Genomic DNA, 19,940 nt, shown 5'->3' with positions numbered 1-19,940 from the left:
ATGAAATCTTTGATTGTTACTTCATTGACCCTGATGGCTTTGCAAGCAGGGGCGCAGACGCCTCCGGTAGAGCCGGTGCCTGGCTCTGAAACTCCAGAGCAGATGCCTTCAGAAAACATCACTTTGACGGCCCCTCAGGGCGAAGCCAAAGTCGATCTGAAGTCCGCGCACCACACCAACAAAGATGTTGTGATTGCCGAGCTAAAAAAATGTCATGACCAGACCGTGGCAGAAGCCAAGGCGGCAAATCAGCCGATTCCGGTGGGTAAAGTGGTTGTGGACTTCAGCTTTGATTCTGAAGGCTCTGTGACTATGTTCCAATTCAAGGAAAACCGTGTTCGTCCGGCGTCACCAGCTTTGAATTCCTGTATTGAAACATCCATTCGTCAGGCGAAGTTTGAAAAGCTTCAGAACCAAAGAACGGGGAAAATCGTCAGCGTTTTCTATCCGTACATCTTTGAGGTTCAGAAAACCAAAAAGAAATAGTCCGTGACGAATCCTCAGCAGTTGCCGGGTCCCCGGCAGACTGCCTTGCCGAGATTCCGGCAGCCTTCCTCTCAAATCAAAATAAAGCCATTTTCAAGGGTGTAAAGCTTTGGCACCGCCGTTGCTTTATAGGTTTGTATCTAAAACAAATCACCTGAAAGAGGTTGTTATGAAAAAGCTCATCCTGATTGCTCAAATTCTGTTGGCTCTGTCCCTGACTGCAACGGCTCATGCCGGTGAATATGATTGCGGACTTTCTGAAGTGCGTGCTTTTAACGCTGCTACTGTTCCCGATGAAAATGTCTGGATGAAAGCTGACGGGCGTCTTATTGATATCAATCAAAATATGGCTTTGTTTTCTTTGCTGGGTAATAAATATGGCGGGGACTATCGTATGAATTTTGCTCTGCCTAAAGTTGCAGACCTGAATCTGAACGGGACAAAATTCGTTCACTATGTCTGTGTCTATGGAATTTATCCCACGGGAGGAACAGACAATGGCAACACCGGATTCCTTCGCCAGTACGCAGGCCGGTTCAATCTGGATTCTTACAGTGAGATGATAGTTGAAAACGAACTTGAACTTCCAATTCAGCGCTACCAAGCCCTGGCAAGTGTAATGAATAAGGATCTGGTCACTTACTATAGCCTTCAAATTCCGACGGTGAATATGCCGGCCGTCGTCCTGAATGGTGAAAAAGACAATAAAATGAGCACTGTGCTTGAGCTGAATAGTTTCTATCCGATGTACAATATTCTCTGTGAAAAAGGCGGCTTGTATATTTCCCTGGGTAAAATGCGCGAACCAGAGAACGTGAAAGAGATCGTCGTCGAAGGCATGGCGGGCATCTCCTTCCGTGGTAATGTCAAGGAGTCCGCTCATCTGTATGAGTGCTTGTAAGGGGGCAATAAAAAAGCCGGATTATCATCCGGCTTTTTTATTGTCTGAAGAACGGCAGCGGTTCGTATTTTTTATGGCGCTGGGAAGGGGACTTGCCGCTTCCTTGCGCTGAAGCTGCACCGATGTACAAAAGCTCAGAGCCGTCTTTTTGTTCGGTTTTGAAGATCGAATAGGTTTTGTCGCCCACATTCGGAGCTTTGTATTCGTCACACAAATATCCCGAGACGACTTTTTTCTCGCCCCGTTTCCAGTCGGTGTAGTCGCAGTATTTCACCATATTCAAAGCCTCCGCCACTTCTTCAGTCAATGGAGTGTACGAGGACTCAGACACAGTCAAATCAACATCAGTCCCAGCCGTGGCGGTGGTGTACTGGATTTCAAAAGCCAGATAGGCCTGCTTGCATGCATCCTCTTCATAAGCCAGATGGGTCAAAATCCACTGGTTTTCAGAAACCTGCAGGTGCGTGGTCAGCGCATCGCCCTCGTCCACGTAACAAGGTCGTTCATAAAGAGCCGCCTGCGGAGCCGCCCATACCAATTGTGTCAGCAGTAAAAATAGATGCATCATACCCCTAGACTATCGAACAGAGCTTCGTTGCCAACAGAAATCAGAGTGGCTGGTGCAGAATGGCAGAGCAAAAGACCTTGGGCTCCCTTGCGCTAGGGGGGATAATCAGAGGCAAAGAAGGAGGTGGTTATGACAACTCCCGATTTCTCTCCGTTTCGCCATATGAACGATATTGAGGGCCTTGAGCCCGAAGGCATCTTTGTCGACGCCAAAACCGGAGAGCCGATCCTGCTTCGCGCGGACAACGATTATTGGGTGAATCCTTTTGCCTTAAAATTCATTCCGGTCCGCGACCTTTCCCAAAACGGTTATCAGGATTACGTCGAGCTTTTTGAAACCGACGAAGAAGAAGCCGAACGGGAAGCCGGCGGCGCCAAAGAAGCCGGGGCTCCGGGGTACTGACGCATGGCCTAAGGGAATAGACATTCTCAATGCATTTTCGATTTCTCAGATCCAGGGGATTGAGGTTGAGAAATGCCGGGGGCTCTTTTAAGTTCCGCAGGCTTTCTAAACCTTAAAGGAGAATCAAAAATGCGTATTCTTTTGGCGACTTTGACTTTGTTGGCATCTTCAGCGGCTTTTGCCGGTAACCTTTGCACAAAATGGGAGCACAGTGACCGCTACACAGCGGCGATCAAGGTTGTGGCGGCTCAAGAGGATTTCTCTTACGACGAACTTTGCACTTTCGCCAGAATTCTGGACATTGAAGCTCAACCGTCCCGCGTGATCACACCAAAAGGGGATGTGATTCCTCACGTGCGCATCCAGTTGCACATGGCTTACGAAAGCTGCCTGTACATGGTTCGTGACTCTGACAAAGTGATCACTTCCCAACGCTGCTATTCTGGCTGGTAAGTTCTAGGTTCCTTCCTGAAGGAACTCTGCAATAAATCGAGGAACCTCCGTGGAGGCCGGGCCGACATAGTGCTCGTCAAACGCGGGGGAGATCTCGGTGTCTTTAAGATTGATTTCTATCTTCCTGGCTTTCCAAGCCAGCCGTACAAAGCCCGCAGCCGGGTAAACATTCCCACTGGTTCCAATCGAGATAAAATAATCCGCCTTGTCCAGGGCTGCATAGATTTCCTCCATGTGATGGGGCATCTCGCCAAACCAGACGATGTCGGGGCGAACGCCGCCTTTTCTGCCGCAAGCCGGGCAGGGGTGCTCCACCGCCAGATCCAGCAGCCACTCGAAATGCTCATCACAATGCAGGCAGAACACGCGATCCAGGCGCCCGTGCATGTGCAGCAGATTCTTTGAACCTGCGCGTCGGTGAAGGTTGTCGACGTTCTGGGTGACCAGCAGAAAGTTCCCCTCCCAAAGGTTTTCCAGTTCGACCAAGGCCAGGTGGGCAGGGTTCGGGGCAAGGTTTGGCTCTTTCAGTTGAGCTCTTCTCAGATTGTAAAAGCGCTGAACCAAAGCCGGGTTGCGCGCAAAAGCTTCGGGTGTCGCCACGTCCTCGATGCGGTGATCTTCCCAAAGACCGTTCTGGTCCCGGAACGTGCGAATCCCGCTCTCGGCCGAGATGCCGGCACCAGTGAGGATGACGATGTTCTTAAATAGCCTTAAGTCCATTATGCCTCGCGCAATTCAGGCCATGGGGACGGTCCCGAGAATGAATCCCAACCCCGCATTTTGTTTGAGATTTCAACTGATTTTCATTAGGATGGGGCGTTCTTAAAAGAAAGGCAATTACAATGGCTTCGAAAATCGAAACTACACCGGAAATGGTGCAGAACGTATACAAGAAGACAGCTGAAAGATTGGCTGTTGTTCGCAATCGCTTGAACCGCCCTTTGACATTGGCGGAGAAAATTTTGTTCGGTCACTTGGATGATCCACAGAACCAGGAATTGGTTCGTGGCGAAAGCTTCCTGCTTCTAAGACCAGACCGCGTGGCGATGCAAGATGCGACAGCACAAATGGCTTTGTTGCAATTCATGCTTGCAGGTAAAGACGAAGCGGCTGTTCCTTCCACAGTCCACTGCGATCACTTGATCCAGGCTTACAAAGGTGCGGGCGCAGATATGACTGTTGCCAATGCGACCAACAAAGAAGTTTATGACTTCTTGGCGACAGCTTCTTCCCGTTACAACATCGGCTTCTGGAAACCAGGCGCTGGTATCATTCACCAAGTCATCCTTGAAAACTACGCGTTCCCAGGCGGCTTGATGATCGGTACAGATTCCCACACTCCGAATGCGGGTGGTTTGGGTATGTGTGCTGTGGGTGTTGGTGGTTCTGATGCTTCTGACGTGATGGTGGGTCTGCCTTGGGAAGTTAAAAATCCTAAGCTGATCGGTGTTCACCTGAAAGGCAAACTGGGCGGTTGGGCGTCTGCTAAAGACGTGATCCTGAAACTGTGCGGAATGCTGACTGTAAAAGGTGGTACGGATAAAGTTGTCGAGTACTTCGGTGAAGGCACGTCCTCCATCTCTTGTACTGGTAAAGCAACTATCACCAACATGGGTGCTGAGCTGGGTGCAACCTGCTCTGTATTCCCATACGACGAGCGCATGGGCGCTTACCTGAAATCCACAGGTCGTGATCAATTGGCGTCCATCGCTGACGGTCATAAAGACATCCTGTCTGCGGATGCCGACGTTGTGGCAAACCCAGGCAAATACTTCGACGAAGTTTACGAAATCGACTTGTCTGCTTTGGAACCACACCTGGTGGGTCCTCACACTCCAGACTTGGCTCGTCCTATCTCTGCACTTAAAAAAGAAGTGGCTGAGAAAGGTTACACAGTTAAGATTTCCTCTGCTTTGATCGGTTCCTGCACGAATTCTTCTTACGAAGATATCGGTCGCGCGGCGTTCGTGGCGAAACAAGCTATGGAAGTGGGCGTGAAAATGACGTCTCCGTTCCTGGTTTCCCCGGGCTCCACTCAGATCCAGAACACGATTGAGCGTGACGGCCAGATGGCAACGTTCAATGAAGTGGGCGCGACTGTTCTTGCGAACGCTTGCGGTCCTTGTATCGGTCAGTGGAAACGTGACGACATCAAGTCTGGCGAGAAAAACACGATCGTAACTTCCTTCAACCGTAACTTCCGCGCACGTAACGATGCGAACCCGGAAACTCTGGCGTTCATCGCTTCTCCGGAAATCGTTATGGCGTTGGGTCTTGCAGGTCGTTTGGACTTCAACCCGGCAACTGACGAGCTGGAAGGTCCAAAAGGCAAAATCAAACTTCAGGCGCCAGTGGCTCCAGAGTTGCCGGCTAAAGGCTTCATCGCGGACACTGAAGGCTATCAGAAACCAGCAGGTGCAACCGCTCAAGTGGCAGTGAATCCTTCTTCTGATCGTTTGCAGCTTCTTTCTCCGTTCACCAAATGGGATGGCAAAGACTTCGTTGATCAATTGGTTCTTGCGAAAGCAAAAGGCAAGTGCACGACGGATCATATCTCTCCGGGCGGTAAATGGTTGAACTACCGTGGTCACTTGGACAACATCTCCAACAACATGTTGTTGGGTGCGGATAACGCGTTCACAGGTGAAATTGGTAAAGGTAAAAACCAACTGACTGGTGAAACAGCAGAATTCGCTCAGGTGGCACGTGCTTACCAAAAAGCGGGTAAAGGCTGGGTTATCATCGGTGACGAAAACTACGGTGAAGGTTCTTCCCGTGAACACGCGGCAATGTGCCCAAGACACTTGGGTGCTTCTGCAGTTATCACGAAATCCTTCGCTCGTATCCACGAGACGAATTTGAAAAAACAAGGTGTGCTGGCTTTGACTTTCGTAAATCCAAAAGATTACGACAAAGTTCAGGAAGCAGACCGTGTTTCCCTGGTTGATCTGAAAGATCTGGCTCCAGGCAAAAACGTGAAAATGAATATCAAACACGCTGATGGCTCTGCTGAGACTATCGAGCTGAAACACACTTACAACGCTGAACAGTTGAAATGGTTCCGCGCCGGAAGTGCGTTGAATCTGATCCGCGGTCTGTAAGACCGGGATAGGGTTCAAAAACAAAACCCCTGGTGTTTTACATCAGGGGTTTTTTATTTTTGGAATCAATCAATATCAAAGCTGAGCTGATTGGTTGGACGCTTGAAGCTTTCCGACGACAGATGAAACTCTTCTTTGTTCAAGCCCCATTTGCGGCAGTAAATCTCAAACATCTGCTCCAGTTGATCGGCGCGAGCGCCCTCACCCCGCATGCGTGAGCCAAAGTTCGGATCATTCAGGCGACCGCCGCGAATGTCTTTGACGGCATTAAGCACTTTGTCTTTTTTCAAGGGTTCATGCACTTGCAGCCATTCGGAAAAAATCGGCAGGACGGTGGATGGCAGTCGCAGGGGAGTATAACCTGCAAACTTGGCTCCGGCGTCTTTCGCTCGTTTTAGAATCATCGGCATTTCATGATCTGTCAGGCCGGGAATGCAAGGGGCGACGTTTACGCCCACAGGAATGCCCGCCGCCGCCAGAGTTTCAATGGCTTTCAGGCGTGCTTCCGGGCGCGAGGTGCGCGGCTCCAGCTTCGCCGCCAGATCCGCATTCAGGGAAGTCACGGAAATATAAATCAGAATCCCGTCATACTTTGCCATTTCCGTGAAGATATCCAGATCCCGTGTGATCAGCGCATTTTTAGTAATCAAAGAGGCCGGGTTTTTGAACTCTGCCAGCACCTGCAGGCATCCGCGGGTCAGTTGCATTTTTCTTTCCAGCGGCTGATAGCAGTCGGTGATTCCGCTCATCATGATTACATCACCCTTCCACGAGGGCTTCATCAAGGCCTCGCGTAAAAGCTTTGGACCTTCTTCTTTCACGTAGATTTTTGATTCAAAATCAAGGCCTGGGGAGTGTCCCAGATATTCGTGCGAGGGGCGGGCATAGCAGTAAGAACAGCCATGTTCGCATCCGCGATACGAGTTGATGGAATAAGTGAAGCCAATGTCCGGGCTTTTATTCTGCGAGATGATCGTGCGGGAGCTGTCTTTCAGGATTTCTGTGCGCAGCAGGGGTTTTTCTTCGTCCTGATAATTGTCGAAGTCCTCTTCGGTGGCTTCATAGGTCAGGGAATCATAGCGATTGGAAAAATTGCTACTGGCCCCGCGCCCTTTGATGTCTTTGCGAAATTCCCGGCTCATGGGCGCCAGTATGGCACAGGAAAATAGAAATAGCCCTCATCTTAAGGTTCAGGCAGGCGCGGAGCGGAAAAATCCTGCGTCAGTGTCAGGCGGTATTTGCGGGCAATTTGTTCCAGGGTGCCGTCTTTGTGCAGCTCAACCAGATAGCGTTGAATTTTCTCAAAGCGCTGAGGGTCAAAACTCTTTTTGGAAAAGGCGATGGAGTACGCAACGGGTTCGCCCAGTTCCGGAACCTCCCGCAAAGGGCTGCGGGTCTTTTCAATCCAGCGCATGGCCACGTCGCGGTTTCCGTAAGCCAGGGCATAGTTTTTCTTCTGCGCTTTCAACAGCGAATTAAAGATGGTCTTTTCAGGCTCAATTTTAAAGTTCTTGTCGGCAAACTCGTGAATACGCTGCAGACTTATTTCGGTCATGGACGGGGCAAGCACTCCGATACGCATGTCTTTCAGATCCGCATAACTTTTTACTTTTTGGGTGGCTTCCGGAAGGCCAAAGAAAGAATAGCGGCCGCGGAAAAGGGTGTGCATATAGAATGCAGTTTCACGGGGGCCGGATCGTGACAGGGGACAGCCGATATCCGCCTGACCTTCTTTCAGCATGGTTAAAAATTTTCTTAGCGGCGCGAACTTGAATTTGCAGTGGGACTTTTCCAGAGAACAAAGTTTTTGCACGATCTCATAACAGGCACCACCAATACCCGCAGATCCGTTATTGAAATAATACGGCTCGTATTCTTGGCCCACCACCACCAGGGCGTGGGCTTGGGGGGAACTCAATACAATAAGGCATAAGGCGGTCAGGGCGGCGGTCCATCGTCTCATGCTATCAGTGTATCGCAACCCTGATTGAATTTTGACAACCGCGAGGTCCAGTGCTAGTAAAGTGATTCTTGTGAATTTAGAAGCCCAGATTCAGGATCTTTGGACCCACGGTCAACCAAACAAAGAAGCCGATAGAGTTAAACACAATCGCCAGGAACAGACGATTGCGGCTGGTCTTGCTTAAGGGAACTTCGTGGCGAAGCACACGATAACCCAGCACCATGGAATAGAAGTTACAGATCAGGGGCACCATCGTACAGCCAATGATGGCATTCCACAGGGCTTTCTTTGCCAGGGCTTGGGTGTCATAGCCGCTCTCTGTAATAATCTGGACTCGCGGCTTCTCCTGACTTTCCATCAGCAAAGAAGCTTCCATGTATTCATGTTCCGGGATTTCCAATGTGAGTTTACCCAACAACTGACCAAAATGCGGAGCCACACCACGGGTTTGTTCATCCCGCACGCGGGGATGGAAGCCTTGTGAAGTCAGGTAAGACTTCACAACCTGGGCTTCAGAAAAATCAGCACAATCCATCAGAAATACATAGTCGGAGTTTTGTTGGCTCATGCGGCTATTTTACGCCGCCGTCCCAGACCTGTACACAGGCATTTTTCGAAACTTTACGATCCGCGATCCAGGGAAAGACCTGCTTCATTCCAAAGAAGCTGTCCATACCCGAGGTGTAATGGAATTGCTTCAGTTGGGAGGTTCGCGCATTGAACTTTTTTGGAAACAGCACGGCCTCAGTGGCAATGCGAAGGGTGTTTTCCCAGATGTCCTGTTCTTCCTTGCTGGGCTTTGCCCCACTCCAGAACGGTTTGTTTTTGTCTGAAGGCGGGCACAGGGCGTGGGCCAGGGGGCCGTTCTTTTTTCCGTTGTGGGTCTTCATCCAAAGGTTGAACTGTGACGGGGTCGTGACCACTTTCGCCAGATCACTTTTTCCGCCGTGGTGAGAACCTTTGATAAATTCCTTGTGCCGGCTTTCCGTGTTGGCGCGATTCACGGCAATCTTTGCCACCGCCATCGGATAGTGCAGACCGTGCTTGTAACAGCGGGCCATCTCGGCATACATCGTGCGCGCCAGAGCATCGACGGTGATCAGGTCCTGTTGGGTCATCATTTTGCCGTCTTCACGGGTGATTTTGGGAACAGCCTGTTTTTTCAGATAAGGCAGAACATAGGAATCAAACGGATTTTCGCCCTTATAGGCCGCTGGCGGATTTTTCGGATTGATCACGCAAGCACCCACCGAGGCTTTTAATGCCTTGGCCGTTTCTTTGACACCTTTGTTGGCGATAGCGGACTGAATTCCGGAAAGGCTTTTTTGAACCTCTTTGGCACCGCCACCAGTTGTGGATTTTTGCATCGGGGGACAGTATTCGGATTTGTCGTCAGCAGCGCCATAGACGGCTTTGGTTTTACTGCGGCTGACGTACGCGGCATCGACCCAGCCGGTGCCTTGTTGAGTGTAAGTGATCCCGTCCCGTTCCCGCACGTAAGAGTACTTGATTTGCACGTACTCTTCCATCTGCATGGTGCCGGTGTAGGGGTCTTCCACTTTCATTTTGCGGGGTTTGGAGATCACTTCCACGGAAGCATCGCGATCCGGCCACCCCACGGGGCGACAACTGGGGTCGGCTGAACAGTTTTTCCAGTTCATTCCGGGTTTGTTAAATACGGAAAGAATCTGGTCTTCTTCCAGATCAAGATAGGCTTTGCCATCAGCCCAGGCATTCACCGATGTCGTCATTAAAAGCAAAAGGGCAATAAAACGCATAAATCTATATCGTTCTATCGCCCGTGATCTTTAGAAAAAAGCGCCTGCATTCTCAAATTAATACGGGCTGTAGGTCAGGAATATGACGGATTTTAGCCTTTGATTTTTGTCGCCACTTCGATTGCGCAGTGGTGAGCCGTCTCGAAGCAGGGATTCATCCAGTTGTCCTGATTGGCGAAGTGGATGATGCCGTTGATCGACTCAGATGCTTTTTGTGGCAAACCATCTTGAATCAGGCCCGCACGAGAAAGCGGCAAAGCGTGACCCCAGCGGGTCAAGCGGATGCCGTGCACGTCGTTCATGCCAAGATTCATGGTTTGCAGAATCGGTTCTACATCTTGCAGATATTTGGCTTTGTATTTGTCATGGGAAGCCGGGTTGAACAGGAACTGACGGGCGCCATCGTAAGGGATGCCGTGATAAAGCGTCAGGACGCTGTGATCGACTTTTTCTTCCTGTGCCCAGGTGCCAAAACAGATATCAGTGAAGCTGCGGTCCCCACGTTTCATCGGAGTCGGGGACGGTGGGACTTGGCCTTTCAGGCAGTAAAGTTCATAGCTGGGGCTTTGGAAGTTCTTTTTCGTCAGGATGTTACCCACCAGGTACGCGCGATAAGGAAGCATGGTGATCGCGTCCGCCTGATCTTTCGGCATCTGCGGCAACAGGCGTTTTGCAACGAACTTCTGGCAGGCCATCACAACCTGTTTTGCGCGGATCTTTTTAAGTGCACCCATCGCGTCTTCATAAAGAATCACGGCGGAATCCCCTTCGATGGTCACACGCAAAACAATGCTGCCTGCGCGCAGGGATTTATCGCCGGCCTCTTTGCGGATTCTTTGCGCCATCTTGTGAGCCACATAGGCGTTGCCGCCCGGATAAGCCATCAGGGTGCCGGTTTCCGCACAGATAAAGCCCAGATACTGGTAAGCAGACAGTTCATCCGTGGAACCGCAGAACGAGCTCCAGCCATACAACTGGAAGTACTCAAGCAAGTGCTTGTGCACATCGCCGAATTCTTTGGCCAGCCATTGTTCAAAGTTCAAGTGGTCGACAGATTTAGCCAGTTCGCCGTTATAGTCAAAGTCTGCTTCCGCGCCGATTTCAGCCAGGCGTTTGAAGACTTTGTTGAAGTTGTCTGCGGCGGCTTTGTCGGTGGCACCTTTCCAGAACGGGGAGGTGAATTTATTGTTGTAAAGAACTGTGGTGTGATCAGAGCTTTCACGGCGGGCTTTGTCCCAGATACCCAGCTCTGTCAGCAGACTTCCCAAGGGAGCTGTCTGATCTGGTTCAACCAGGTACGCGGTGCCCGTGGAATAGACCGAGTTTTTGTACTGCTCACCCTTGGAGTTTCCGCCAAGTTTGAAATCCATTTCAAGCAACGCGATTTTTTTGTCGCGCAGATAGTAAGCCGTGGAAAGACCGGCAATACCGCCACCCACGATCACGACATCCAGGTCCTCCGAGAAGGATTTGGGTTCGCCGCCTTTTTTCTCAATATAGCCGTCGATGTTCCAGAAGGCATCGTGCGGGCGATTGATGTCATCACCATTGAAGTCGATGCTGTTGTTTTCAGAGTCCTTCAGACGCGCGATCGGCCAGTCATCCGTCAACTGGTCATTGACCCACTCCGAACCTTTGGCCAAAGAGGATGCAGGAAGAGAAGAAAGGGCTGCCACGGACAAACTGGTTTTTAGAAAATCACGTCTTTGCATGGCGTCTTGATAAGTCCGGGTCCGTAAACAGACAAGAGGAGTTCTAGGAACTCCTCTTGTTGAAAGGGTATTGAAAGCGTCTTAGTCCACCGTCGGAGTGTCACACTGAGGGACCGTGTAAGATTTTCTAAACAACAGCTCATATCTTTCCACATTGCGGTTGGAGATGCGCTTGTAAACGGGAATGTTCACAGTCAGTGGGTACGAGCCTGTGACCGTCTCCATTTTGCAGCGGCGCTGGTTGTTGTTCCAGAAGCAGTTTTCCACTTCGTGAGTGTAGTTGATAGGCGTGGACAGATAATCGCGGTCGATCACGATGATCTCTTCACGGTCGCCACGAGTGCGGCTGACAGTGGTGTCCACGGGCTTCTGCGTGCGCAGACGGTCCCCGTCCTGGCAGGCGAAGGTGTAGTCGATCGCGCGGCCCATGTAGATCGTTGGGGCCTTTACGATCGCATAGCGGTCACGCATGATCTCTTCCCAGGAAGAGTTGGCGTTCACAGCGGCAAAAGCAGGCATAGCGGACATCAAAGTGATCAAAAGAGTCATAATACGTTTCATAATCAGGGGTCTCCATTTTGTGTTCGATTTTTTTTGTCCTCTTTGCGCAAAGAGATGGAGGCAGCTTCTGGCAGAGCACATACTTTTCTCAAGTTACCTTCCGGTAAATGGGGGGTGTTTTGTGTTTTGACTGTTCCGAGAAATTCCTACCCTGACGCGGCGCCTTGCGCGGATTCTTCATGCAACTGCGGAAACCATAAGGTAAGCAACCAACCCATGAATATCGAAATGCCCATTCTGCCGGAAAATTTGAATCGTCCTGAAATCGTGGAAAAATCCTGGGTTGTGACCCTTTCTGGAAGCCGCTTTAGTATTCTAAAACCGGATCCGGATGCGATCATGATCGAAGACATCGCCTGCGCACTGGCTCGTCAGGCTAGATTTAATGGGCATACCCGTTTCTTTTACAGCGTGGGTCAGCACTCGTGCCTGGGGGCGGAAGTTTCTCCAACCAAAGAGATCGCTTTGCACATGCTTTTCCATGATGCGACCGAAGCTTATGTCGGGGATCTGGTGTCTCCGGTAAAGGCTTTGCTGCCGGATTTTGAGATTATTGAATCACGCATTCACTGGGCGATTTCCAAACGTTTCAACCTGGAATACCCACTGCCAAAAGTGGTGAAGCAGATCGACCGCCGCCTGCTGGCGACGGAAGTCCGTGACCTGATTACCAAGGACCTGAAGTCCTGGAATATTTCTGAAGATGAGCCGTTTGATTTCCCGATCATCCCTTGGCCGTCGGAAGTGACGGAAGCCCGCTTCCTGGATCTGGCAAAAAACCTGCTTAAAAAATAAAAAAAGCCGACTGATGAAGTCGGCTTTTTTGTTTTTGCCCAGTTAAGAACTAGGATTTTGGAACTTTGGATTCGTCGACAGTGATTTCGATTTCCACGCGGCGGTTTTTAGCGCGCGCTTCTTTCGTTTTCGCCGGGTCCACTGGGTTCAATGCACCCATACCAACAGAAGTCACTGTTTGTGCAGGAACGCCCGCAGCAATCAATTGCGCGCTGACGGCTTTTGCACGTTGTTCAGACAATGGGTTGTTCACCATCTGAGTACCCGTGTCGTCAGTGTAACCTTTTACAGTCAGCACGTTCTCTGGATATTTCTTCATGATCGCAGCCAGTTGATTGATGTTGTTTTGAGCCGCTGGTTTCAAGTCCGCTTTACCCGTGTCAAACAGGATGTCGCTTTTCAGTTTGGTGATCAGGCCCTGTTCAGTTCTTTTGGTTTCAGCGATTTTCGCCAGTTCTTTTTGTTGTTTGTCCAGACGGTGACCAACAGTACCACCGATACCCGCACCCAAAGCTGCACCAATCAAAGCGCCTTCATTGCGTTTACCAGTTTGGTGACCGATCACCGCACCAGCCACAGCACCAATCGCCGCACCGATACCAGCACCTTTAGCTGTGTTTGGGTTTTCTTGTGTAGTTGCGCAGCCAGAAAGCATCATTGCTACTGCTGTGCCGATCAAAAGCATCTTTTTCATTTGGGGAACTCCTTGAAAGTTGAGCCTCCAATTATGACTGAACTTTGTTACTTCGCAATCCTTGAAGCAGCTTGTCCTAAAACATTCCCTCCCTTATGCTAGTGTTTTGACCCAAGGAAAGGGGAGAAGAATGAAGAAGTACGTTTTGGCAGGCCTTATGGCTGTTTCGATGGTATCCGGCGCCCAAGCTTTGGCCGACAGTCGCTACATTATCGTCAGCGGTTTTGCAGAACGAGGACTGGACCCGAATATGGTCAACCTCAATATCGAAGTCTGGAGCAAGGCTTCGACGGCGAAGCAAGCTCAAGGCCTGGCGGCGAACCAGTTTAAGCAAGTCCGAAAAACTCTGGAAGATTTCAAGATCAAAAAAGAGGACATTCAGACTGACAACTATTCTTTGAATCCTGAATACGAATACGACCAGAAGCTTCGTCAGAATAAAATGGTTGGCTTCCGTGTGTCCCAGTCTTTGACGGTGACACTGCGTAAAGTGGAAGACGCCGGGAATTTCCTGGACGCTCTGGTGGCAGAGAAAAAGACCATGGATGCCGGGGTGAACGTGTCGTCACTTTCCTGGGATTCAGACAAACGCGATCAGACGGAAACGGCCACTTTGGGTGAAGCCGTTCGTGCGACCCGCACCAAGGCGGATGAAATTGCCAAGGCAGCCGGTGTGAAGATCAAGGGTGTTTCCAAGATCAGCCACGGTGTTTCTGGCGGCTTGCCGCCACAACCGGTGTTCAGAAACTTTGGCGGTGCCAAAATGATGGCGGAAGCAGCAAGCACGGACGTGGCTGCAGGTCAGATCAAAGTTCGTGTTGAAGTCACGGCAGAATACGAGATCAATTAATAAGAAAAGAATTGAATGCACTCGTTGCTATAGCGGGTGCCTTCAATTTTGACGTCCTTCATGTACGCCTTTTTGGCGGCATCCTTGTTCAGGTCAGCCCACGCTACGGGCGGATTCGTCGCCTGAGTGCTTTGCGGATAATAAAAATGAGTCACAGATTTCGGCAGCGGATTTTTCTGCGGGTGGGAGAGTGCCTGATCGGCGGCTTTTTTTGAAAGCTCCCACAGTCTTTGCCACTGCGGGTGCTCACTTGGGCACAGGAAAAGTCTTGAGTAGGACGACTTTTTCGAAACCGCCGGATTGAACTGGGCTTTCTTGAAGATCACCCCATGCAGACCCTTGCCAAATTGTTTGGCGTAGCGGGGCTGGGCTGCGGAAAGAGCCACCCGGTTTTGCACGCCCCAGGCAAGGCTTGCAAACAGCGAGTCTTCGTACTTGGAACACTTGTCCAGATTGGTCGAAATGCCTTCGGCAAAAACCAATCGTGCCAGCACTTCAAAGTCGGTCAGCTTTTCGCGCTGAATGATTTCTTCATTGCTTTCATCGTTCTTGCGGGTCAGACAGGCCGGAGTGGAATCGATTTTGGACAGCGTGATTTTATCGGGGGTCGAAGACGGCCCCTGACACTTGGCCGGACAAGGGGCTTCGCCAAAAGCCAGCCCCGAAGTCAGTAGCAGAGCAGATAAAATCACGGCCTTCATTATTGAACCGGGAACAGGTAAGTGGTGGTCATGGCGTTTTTCTCGGTGATGGAGTGGATCTCATAGATCTCTACCACGGCGCCGGTTTGTTTTAGATTGTGTTTCACCATGAAGTCATTCACGCGCGGGTACACTTTCAAAGGTCCGATACCCGGGGATCCTGTGAATACCGCCATCACATACTTGCGCTCGGGGATTTCGCCCACTTGCAGGCCTTCTACCAGTTGTGGCGGTTCGCCGGTGATGATGCAGCCCACTTTAGAACGCAGGCGAGCCTCTTCCACAACTTGTGGATCATCAAGGTATTCTCCAAAGGTGCGGCCGCAGGTCATGTTCTGGGAGGTCATGTACTTTTCAATACGTTCCAGTTGTTTGTTCACCTTGTGGTAAGGGCCGACGTGTTCAACATAGACAATCTTGAACGGTCCCTGAACAGATTCAGAAATATCAACGCCCTTGAAGGCGCCCAGATAGTTCGCCAGGAAAAGGCCGAAAGAGATCATCGTCACAGCAACAAATACCAAAATATACTTCATCGTCTTAAACCCACTTGATAGAGCAGCCCATAGAGGCTGTTTGTTCTTCAGATACTTTATCGTTTTTCAAAAGCGTTTGAACGGCGTCAAACAGTTCACGCTTGGTCACTTTCGCAGCGTCTTTCCAGGAATCGTCCAGACGTCCGCGGTAAGCCAGTTTCAGGTCCTTGTCGTACACAAAATAATCCGGGGTGCACACGGCGCCAAAGGCATGGGCCACCGCCTGGGACTTGTCATGCAGGTAAACGAACGGATAGCCTTTTTCTTGCGCGCGCTTTTGCAGATTCTCGAAAGAATCTTCGCGGTTGTGGCTTTCTTCGTCATTGGCACAAATAGCAATCACATTCACGCTTTGCTTTTTCAGATCATGACCCAACTGGATCAGACGGTCTTCAATCGCCTGCACATACGGGCAGTGATTGCAGATGAACATCACCACCAACGGCTGACCATTGCTGAAGTCTTTCAGCGAATAGGTTTTGCCATCCACCGCGGGCAGTGTGAAGTCGGGGCATTTGTTTCCAAGATCCGGAAAAGGGGTGAAAGTCAGTGCCATCGATTAGTTCCTTACAATGTGGACCAGTTGATTTTTTTATCACCAACCAACAGACTGCCGTCTGCTTCCATGCCTGTGTACTTTTCTTTCAGCAAAGGATGCTGATTCAAAGCCGTCAGCAAAGATAGTTGATCTGTAGGGCTCAAGGATTCTTCCGCGTGTGAAACAGCATCGGTCAGTTCGAACATCAAGCGATCCAGGAAGGCCATATAGTCCTGACCCAAAAGCGGAGCGCCCGCAGGCAGGGATTCAATCAGGCTGGTGGCCGTGTCGACATCTTCCGGGGAGTCCGTGACATTCAGACCCAAGCCAACGATCAAACGAACTTCATCACCCTGAGCCACATTTTCAAGCAGGATACCGGCCACTTTTTTGTCGCCGATGTAAATGTCATTGGGAGCTTTCAGGTTCCAGGCCAAAAACGGCCAGGTCGTTGAGCACGCACGATACACAGCAAGTCCCACAAGGCAGGATGTGGTCGGCTGGGGTTTTACACCCAACAGGTAAGACCACGAGCTCAAAAGAGAACTTCCGGGACGCGCATCGATCCACGTGTTCTTGCCCCGGCCACGACCTGCGGTCTGGTGGTCCGTCACATACAGGCACAAGGATTCCTCCATCAGGTTTTCGGCAAAAGCCTCTTCCTTGGCGATGGCGTTGGTGCTGGTCATTTCTTTTTGATAAGCCACGTACAAGTGATTGCCTTCGGCCCACTGGGAGGTGACTTGTCCAATGCGAATGTCGGAAACGGGATTGTCCTTCGCCATTAGTCCTCCCACTGGAAAACAAGGCTCACGTCCGCGCACGGAGCTGAATGCGTCAGCGCACCAACAGAGATATAGTTCACACCCAGGGCCGCTACAGAAGCCACGCGATCCAGGTTCATGTTACCGCTGGCTTCGGTTTCAACTTCAGCGGGGATTACTTCCAGAGCTTTTTTCAAAGTGTCATTATCCATGTTGTCCAGAAGGATTCGGTGAGCTTTCATGGCCACCGCTTCTTTGACATCTTCGACGGTGCCAGCTTCCACTTCGATAGGAAGGTTGCTGTGTTCACGCACGCGATTGATGGCGTTGGTGATGCCGCCCATGACAGAAATATGGTTGTCCTTGATCAGGATCGCATCGCTCAGGTTCATGCGGTGATTGACGCCGCCCCCGTGAACCACGGCGCGTTTTTCCAGATCACGGAAAGCCGGGGTGGTTTTGCGGGTGTCGAGAATTTTGGTTTTGGTGCCCGCGATTTTTTTAACAAAGCGGCGGGTGTGGGTGGCAATCCCGGACAGATGGCCCAGGAAGTTCAAAGCCACGCGTTCCGCTTTCAGGATTTGCACCAGATCACCTTCGATCGTGCAGATGATTTGATTTTTAAGAATTTCATCGCCCTCTTCAAAGTGCCACTTGATACGGCAGGTGGGTTCCAGGGCCTGCATGGATTGTTCAAAAGCCATGGCGCCGGAAAGAACAATGTCTTCCTTTGCTTTCAGACGGGCGCGTCCGATACGGGGTTTTAGGGCCAGGGATTCGGTGGTGACATCGCCATGAGGCATGTCTTCTTTGATGGCAGCGCGGATCAGCTCCAGCAACGTCATAATTAAGACCTCTTACTTGCAAAGAGGTCGACGCTGTTGGGACGGCCTCTTAAATGGACTTTTCAGTTTCGCGGAGGATCTTTTTGATTTCTTCGCGCACGATGCGCTCAGCAATCTCCGGAAGGACCTTCCAGCAGATGGATTCGATCACTTCGCGAGCTTCCTCACGGATAATCTTTTCCATCATATTGGGGTCTAAGTCCATCTTGGATTGAGTATTGGGCTTAGCATTAGAAGCGGGTTGCGGAGCCGCACCCGTAGCGGTGCTTTTTGTTGCACCCTTTTTGAGGGTTTCCATCATTTGATCTTTGACGGATTTTTCCACGTTGGAGATGAAGGAGTCCGCAGCAGCCGATGGTGCTTTGGTTTTGGTCACTTCCGGAGTGGATTTCACAAAGCTGATTTCTTCGAAGTCGCCATCCATTTCGATGTGTGCGCCGGAAAGATCGTCATCCTGAGGAATCACAAACTTGGAGGCAAAATCACTGCTGTCAGTTTCCGGGATCTGGATTTTGAACTTCGTCAGATCCTGATGAGCCCAGCCGCCTTCGTCATGTTCGTCTTCCGCTTTGGGATTGGTCAACGGAACAGCCGAGAATTCCTCGCCGGACACTTCCAGAAGGTTGGCTTCGTCAGCGTCAATTTCCGGGATGTTCAGGAAGTCACTTTTTTCCTCTGGGATGGCGTAAACCTCCTGCTCAGCGGCAGGGGCGTTTTCGGCTGGAGTTTCTTCAAACTCCGGCATTTCCGGGAAAGTCAGGAAGCTGGAAACGGGATTGGATTTCGTTTTTTGCACCAGCTCAGAAACGATAGAGCGCAGGTGGTCCGCATCAAATGGTTTTTCCAAACGGCGGTCGGCACGGCATTCGGTGGCTTTGGCTTCGTCGATTTCCATGAAACCGCTCCACATCAGAACAACCGGGATGTGCGAGGTTTCGGCGTCGTTTTTCAGGTCCGCACAAACTTCGTAGCCTGAACGTTTGGTCAACAACACATCGGCGAATACGATGTCGGGCTTGAAGGTCTTTGTCACTTGCAATACGTCAAGGCCCACGGGGACCGATTTAACTTCAACCCCGAAGTCAGACAATGCCAGTTGCATTACTTTTTTGATTGTGGAACTCTCATCTGCAAGCAAGACGCGTAAAGCCATAATCAAAGTTAAATTGGATTTCCGCCGCCAGTCAATGAGTTTAAGGGATTTGCCGTGAATAGGATCGATCGTTATACAGCTTGGCTCTTCGTAGGTTACTTCGTGGGTGGCCTTCTGGTGTTTTTGACTCTGTTTACCGCGGTTGACGCGATGTCCACAATGGTCAACTACAAGGACGTCGCTCCCTCGGCATTGGTGAATTATTACCTCTATTCCTTCCCTGGAATCATCTCACAACTGTTGCCGGTGGCCTGTTTGCTGGGGGTGATCCTGACCTTGACCAGCCTGAATAAGGCCAATGAACTCGTTGCGTTATTTGCCAGTGGGATGAGCCTGATTCGTATCGCGGTGCCGATGCTTTTGTTGGTGGCGGTGATCTCGGCTTTGGGGTACATGGCCGCGGATCGGGTGTTGCCCCGCGCGACCAAGCAAAAGAATTACATTCTGTACTATGACCTGAAAAAAGAGCCGCACCGTTTTTCCACGATCCGCACGGACCGTATCTGGTATCGTTCCAAAAACTCCATCTTCAATATCAAAACCCTGAATGCCAAAGGGGACGGGGCGCAAGGTCTGACGATGTACTTCTTCAGCGACGAATGGGATCTGGTGCAGATGATCACAGCCGCTCAGGTGAAAATCCAAGGGGCCCAGTGGCTGCTGGAGCAGGGGACAGTGACGATCTTTAACAAGGACTCAAGCTTCCCGCTGACCAGTCCGTTTAAGACCAAAAGCATCGTGATGGCCGAGGATTCCAAGGACCTGCAAAGCGCCGGTCAGACCGCCGACATGATGTCGCAAAAAGAGCTGGAACATTTCATCGACAAGAACAAGGCCGCCGGCCTGGATACCGTGGCCTATGAGGTGGACTATCATTCCAAAATCAGCTTCGCCTTTGCCGGCCTTGTCATGTGCCTATTGGGTATTCCTTTCAGTGTGGGGCGGGCCCGGTCCGGGGGCACCATGCTGAATGTCGGGATCTGTCTGGCCCTGGTGTTCGCCTATTACGTGTTTTATTCCTCGGGAATCACTTTAGGGCAGCACGGGACCCTGCCTCCGGTGGCGGCTGCCTGGGCTCCCAACATAGTTATGTTGATCGTGGCCTTCGTTCTTCTCAAAAAGCTGAAACGCTGATATAA

Annotated in this window: 23 protein-coding genes; 8 read left to right on the top strand and 15 right to left on the bottom strand. The window is 50.8% G+C overall.

Going from position 1 to position 19,940, the window contains the following annotated elements:
• Both ACZ520_RS13190 and ACZ520_RS13185 read left to right on the top strand, forming a co-directional pair.
• Window positions 1-486 carry a hypothetical protein gene (locus ACZ520_RS13190; RefSeq protein WP_088564625.1) on the top strand — a complete coding sequence of 162 codons (486 nt, stop codon included), beginning with the start codon at window positions 1-3 and terminating at the stop codon, window positions 484-486.
• 169 nt (window positions 487-655) lie between these two features.
• Window positions 656-1,387 carry a tail fiber protein gene (locus tag ACZ520_RS13185; protein ID WP_464125995.1) on the top strand — a complete coding sequence of 244 codons (732 nt, stop codon included), beginning with the start codon at window positions 656-658 and terminating at the stop codon, window positions 1,385-1,387.
• A 37-nt stretch (window positions 1,388-1,424) separates the two neighbouring features.
• Here the strand turns inward: ACZ520_RS13185 and ACZ520_RS13180 are convergent, their stop codons facing one another.
• A complete protein-coding gene (locus ACZ520_RS13180) occupies window positions 1,425-1,955 on the bottom strand; it encodes a hypothetical protein (RefSeq protein ID WP_464125993.1) in 531 nt (176 codons plus the stop codon).
• 129 nt (window positions 1,956-2,084) lie between these two features.
• Here ACZ520_RS13180 and ACZ520_RS13175 point away from each other — a divergent pair, with 129 nt between their 5' ends.
• On the top strand, window positions 2,085-2,357 hold the full coding sequence (locus ACZ520_RS13175) for a peptide methionine sulfoxide reductase (RefSeq protein ID WP_041577875.1): 273 nt from the start codon (window positions 2,085-2,087) through the stop codon (window positions 2,355-2,357).
• A gap of 129 nt (window positions 2,358-2,486) precedes the next feature.
• The gene (locus ACZ520_RS13170; protein WP_417865283.1) at window positions 2,487-2,810 is read left to right on the top strand and encodes a hypothetical protein; all 324 of its coding nucleotides are present in this window, start codon (window positions 2,487-2,489) and stop codon (window positions 2,808-2,810) included.
• Between the two features lie 3 nt (window positions 2,811-2,813).
• Here the strand turns inward: ACZ520_RS13170 and cobB are convergent, their stop codons facing one another.
• Entirely contained in the window at window positions 2,814-3,530 is a 717-nt protein-coding gene (gene cobB, locus ACZ520_RS13165; protein WP_464125990.1) for a Sir2 family NAD+-dependent deacetylase, read from the bottom strand.
• A gap of 122 nt (window positions 3,531-3,652) precedes the next feature.
• Here cobB and ACZ520_RS13160 point away from each other — a divergent pair, with 122 nt between their 5' ends.
• Window positions 3,653-5,911: an aconitate hydratase gene (locus ACZ520_RS13160; RefSeq protein WP_374033661.1), complete on the top strand. Its 2,259-nt coding sequence runs from the start codon at window positions 3,653-3,655 to the stop codon at window positions 5,909-5,911.
• A 65-nt stretch (window positions 5,912-5,976) separates the two neighbouring features.
• On the opposite strand, the gene ACZ520_RS13155 is transcribed toward ACZ520_RS13160, so the two are convergent.
• The 6 genes from ACZ520_RS13155 to ACZ520_RS13130 form a co-directional block, all read right to left on the bottom strand.
• On the bottom strand, window positions 5,977-7,053 hold the full coding sequence (locus tag ACZ520_RS13155) for a PA0069 family radical SAM protein (RefSeq protein ID WP_464125988.1): 1,077 nt from the start codon (window positions 7,051-7,053) through the stop codon (window positions 5,977-5,979).
• A gap of 41 nt (window positions 7,054-7,094) precedes the next feature.
• Entirely contained in the window at window positions 7,095-7,874 is a 780-nt protein-coding gene (locus tag ACZ520_RS13150; RefSeq protein WP_088564633.1) for a substrate-binding periplasmic protein, read from the bottom strand.
• Window positions 7,875-7,950: 76 nt separating this feature from the next.
• Window positions 7,951-8,442, bottom strand: coding sequence for a hypothetical protein (locus ACZ520_RS13145; protein WP_088564634.1), 492 nt, complete (start codon window positions 8,440-8,442; stop codon window positions 7,951-7,953).
• A gap of 4 nt (window positions 8,443-8,446) precedes the next feature.
• The gene (locus ACZ520_RS13140) at window positions 8,447-9,652 is read right to left on the bottom strand and encodes a hypothetical protein (RefSeq protein WP_464125985.1); all 1,206 of its coding nucleotides are present in this window, start codon (window positions 9,650-9,652) and stop codon (window positions 8,447-8,449) included.
• A gap of 92 nt (window positions 9,653-9,744) precedes the next feature.
• Window positions 9,745-11,364, bottom strand: a complete 1,620-nt coding sequence (locus ACZ520_RS13135; RefSeq protein ID WP_464125983.1) for an FAD-dependent oxidoreductase — start codon at window positions 11,362-11,364, stop codon at window positions 9,745-9,747.
• Between the two features lie 81 nt (window positions 11,365-11,445).
• Complete coding sequence (locus tag ACZ520_RS13130) at window positions 11,446-11,925, bottom strand: hypothetical protein (RefSeq protein WP_232469205.1); 480 nt, start codon at window positions 11,923-11,925, stop codon at window positions 11,446-11,448.
• A 216-nt stretch (window positions 11,926-12,141) separates the two neighbouring features.
• Here ACZ520_RS13130 and ACZ520_RS13125 point away from each other — a divergent pair, with 216 nt between their 5' ends.
• Entirely contained in the window at window positions 12,142-12,720 is a 579-nt protein-coding gene (locus ACZ520_RS13125; RefSeq protein WP_088564638.1) for an HD domain-containing protein, read from the top strand.
• A gap of 49 nt (window positions 12,721-12,769) precedes the next feature.
• Here the strand turns inward: ACZ520_RS13125 and ACZ520_RS13120 are convergent, their stop codons facing one another.
• Window positions 12,770-13,414, bottom strand: coding sequence for a YiaD family glycine zipper/OmpA-like lipoprotein (locus ACZ520_RS13120; protein WP_088564639.1), 645 nt, complete (start codon window positions 13,412-13,414; stop codon window positions 12,770-12,772).
• A 130-nt stretch (window positions 13,415-13,544) separates the two neighbouring features.
• Here ACZ520_RS13120 and ACZ520_RS13115 point away from each other — a divergent pair, with 130 nt between their 5' ends.
• On the top strand, window positions 13,545-14,264 hold the full coding sequence (locus tag ACZ520_RS13115; protein WP_374030810.1) for an SIMPL domain-containing protein: 720 nt from the start codon (window positions 13,545-13,547) through the stop codon (window positions 14,262-14,264).
• On the opposite strand, the gene ACZ520_RS13110 is transcribed toward ACZ520_RS13115, so the two are convergent.
• From ACZ520_RS13110 to ACZ520_RS13085, 6 genes are read right to left on the bottom strand one after another with little or no spacing between them, the layout of a single operon-like run.
• Window positions 14,261-14,965, bottom strand: coding sequence for a hypothetical protein (locus ACZ520_RS13110; protein ID WP_464125979.1), 705 nt, complete (start codon window positions 14,963-14,965; stop codon window positions 14,261-14,263). The genes ACZ520_RS13115 and ACZ520_RS13110 overlap by 4 nt on opposite strands.
• Entirely contained in the window at window positions 14,965-15,501 is a 537-nt protein-coding gene (locus tag ACZ520_RS13105) for a GyrI-like domain-containing protein (protein ID WP_088564641.1), read from the bottom strand. Before ACZ520_RS13105 ends, ACZ520_RS13110 begins: the two co-directional genes overlap by 1 nt.
• Before the next feature lie 4 nt (window positions 15,502-15,505).
• Window positions 15,506-16,057 carry a thioredoxin family protein gene (locus tag ACZ520_RS13100; RefSeq protein WP_088564642.1) on the bottom strand — a complete coding sequence of 184 codons (552 nt, stop codon included), beginning with the start codon at window positions 16,055-16,057 and terminating at the stop codon, window positions 15,506-15,508.
• Between the two features lie 11 nt (window positions 16,058-16,068).
• On the bottom strand, window positions 16,069-16,824 hold the full coding sequence (locus ACZ520_RS13095; RefSeq protein ID WP_417868852.1) for a biotin--[acetyl-CoA-carboxylase] ligase: 756 nt from the start codon (window positions 16,822-16,824) through the stop codon (window positions 16,069-16,071).
• Window positions 16,824-17,648, bottom strand: a complete 825-nt coding sequence (nadC, locus tag ACZ520_RS13090; protein WP_374030807.1) for a carboxylating nicotinate-nucleotide diphosphorylase — start codon at window positions 17,646-17,648, stop codon at window positions 16,824-16,826. Before nadC ends, ACZ520_RS13095 begins: the two co-directional genes overlap by 1 nt.
• Before the next feature lie 49 nt (window positions 17,649-17,697).
• On the bottom strand, window positions 17,698-18,801 hold the full coding sequence (locus ACZ520_RS13085; protein WP_416480228.1) for a response regulator: 1,104 nt from the start codon (window positions 18,799-18,801) through the stop codon (window positions 17,698-17,700).
• A gap of 54 nt (window positions 18,802-18,855) precedes the next feature.
• On the opposite strand from ACZ520_RS13085, the gene lptG reads away from it, so the two are divergent.
• Window positions 18,856-19,935: an LPS export ABC transporter permease LptG gene (lptG, locus tag ACZ520_RS13080; protein ID WP_088564646.1), complete on the top strand. Its 1,080-nt coding sequence runs from the start codon at window positions 18,856-18,858 to the stop codon at window positions 19,933-19,935.
• Window positions 19,936-19,940 lie beyond the last annotated feature (5 nt).

It is taken from the genome of Bdellovibrio sp. BIS2 (assembly GCF_055398295.1).
Note: the sequence above shows the minus strand (reverse complement) of the source record. Positions and strands in the feature narration are given on the sequence as shown.

Excerpts from the sequence above, each read along its gene's own strand:
- ACZ520_RS13145 (WP_088564634.1), bottom strand. The coding sequence starts at position 8,442 with ATGAGCCAACAAAACTCCGACTATGTATTTCTGATGGATTGTGCTGAT.
- ACZ520_RS13115 (WP_374030810.1), top strand. The coding sequence starts at position 13,545 with ATGAAGAAGTACGTTTTGGCAGGCCTTATGGCTGTTTCGATGGTATCC.
- ACZ520_RS13135 (WP_464125983.1), bottom strand. The coding sequence starts at position 11,364 with ATGCAAAGACGTGATTTTCTAAAAACCAGTTTGTCCGTGGCAGCCCTT.
- ACZ520_RS13110 (WP_464125979.1), bottom strand. The coding sequence starts at position 14,965 with ATGAAGGCCGTGATTTTATCTGCTCTGCTACTGACTTCGGGGCTGGCT.
- ACZ520_RS13130 (WP_232469205.1), bottom strand. The coding sequence starts at position 11,925 with ATGAAACGTATTATGACTCTTTTGATCACTTTGATGTCCGCTATGCCT.
- ACZ520_RS13120 (WP_088564639.1), bottom strand. The coding sequence starts at position 13,414 with ATGAAAAAGATGCTTTTGATCGGCACAGCAGTAGCAATGATGCTTTCT.
- ACZ520_RS13155 (WP_464125988.1), bottom strand. The coding sequence starts at position 7,053 with ATGAGCCGGGAATTTCGCAAAGACATCAAAGGGCGCGGGGCCAGTAGC.
- ACZ520_RS13095 (WP_417868852.1), bottom strand. The coding sequence starts at position 16,824 with ATGGCGAAGGACAATCCCGTTTCCGACATTCGCATTGGACAAGTCACC.
- ACZ520_RS13105 (WP_088564641.1), bottom strand. The coding sequence starts at position 15,501 with ATGAAGTATATTTTGGTATTTGTTGCTGTGACGATGATCTCTTTCGGC.
- ACZ520_RS13175 (WP_041577875.1), top strand. The coding sequence starts at position 2,085 with ATGACAACTCCCGATTTCTCTCCGTTTCGCCATATGAACGATATTGAG.
- cobB (WP_464125990.1), bottom strand. The coding sequence starts at position 3,530 with ATGGACTTAAGGCTATTTAAGAACATCGTCATCCTCACTGGTGCCGGC.
- ACZ520_RS13100 (WP_088564642.1), bottom strand. The coding sequence starts at position 16,057 with ATGGCACTGACTTTCACCCCTTTTCCGGATCTTGGAAACAAATGCCCC.
- ACZ520_RS13085 (WP_416480228.1), bottom strand. The coding sequence starts at position 18,801 with ATGGCTTTACGCGTCTTGCTTGCAGATGAGAGTTCCACAATCAAAAAA.
- ACZ520_RS13125 (WP_088564638.1), top strand. The coding sequence starts at position 12,142 with ATGAATATCGAAATGCCCATTCTGCCGGAAAATTTGAATCGTCCTGAA.
- ACZ520_RS13170 (WP_417865283.1), top strand. The coding sequence starts at position 2,487 with ATGCGTATTCTTTTGGCGACTTTGACTTTGTTGGCATCTTCAGCGGCT.
- ACZ520_RS13140 (WP_464125985.1), bottom strand. The coding sequence starts at position 9,652 with ATGCGTTTTATTGCCCTTTTGCTTTTAATGACGACATCGGTGAATGCC.
- ACZ520_RS13150 (WP_088564633.1), bottom strand. The coding sequence starts at position 7,874 with ATGAGACGATGGACCGCCGCCCTGACCGCCTTATGCCTTATTGTATTG.
- nadC (WP_374030807.1), bottom strand. The coding sequence starts at position 17,648 with ATGACGTTGCTGGAGCTGATCCGCGCTGCCATCAAAGAAGACATGCCT.
- ACZ520_RS13185 (WP_464125995.1), top strand. The coding sequence starts at position 656 with ATGAAAAAGCTCATCCTGATTGCTCAAATTCTGTTGGCTCTGTCCCTG.
- ACZ520_RS13180 (WP_464125993.1), bottom strand. The coding sequence starts at position 1,955 with ATGATGCATCTATTTTTACTGCTGACACAATTGGTATGGGCGGCTCCG.
- ACZ520_RS13190 (WP_088564625.1), top strand. The coding sequence starts at position 1 with ATGAAATCTTTGATTGTTACTTCATTGACCCTGATGGCTTTGCAAGCA.
- ACZ520_RS13160 (WP_374033661.1), top strand. The coding sequence starts at position 3,653 with ATGGCTTCGAAAATCGAAACTACACCGGAAATGGTGCAGAACGTATAC.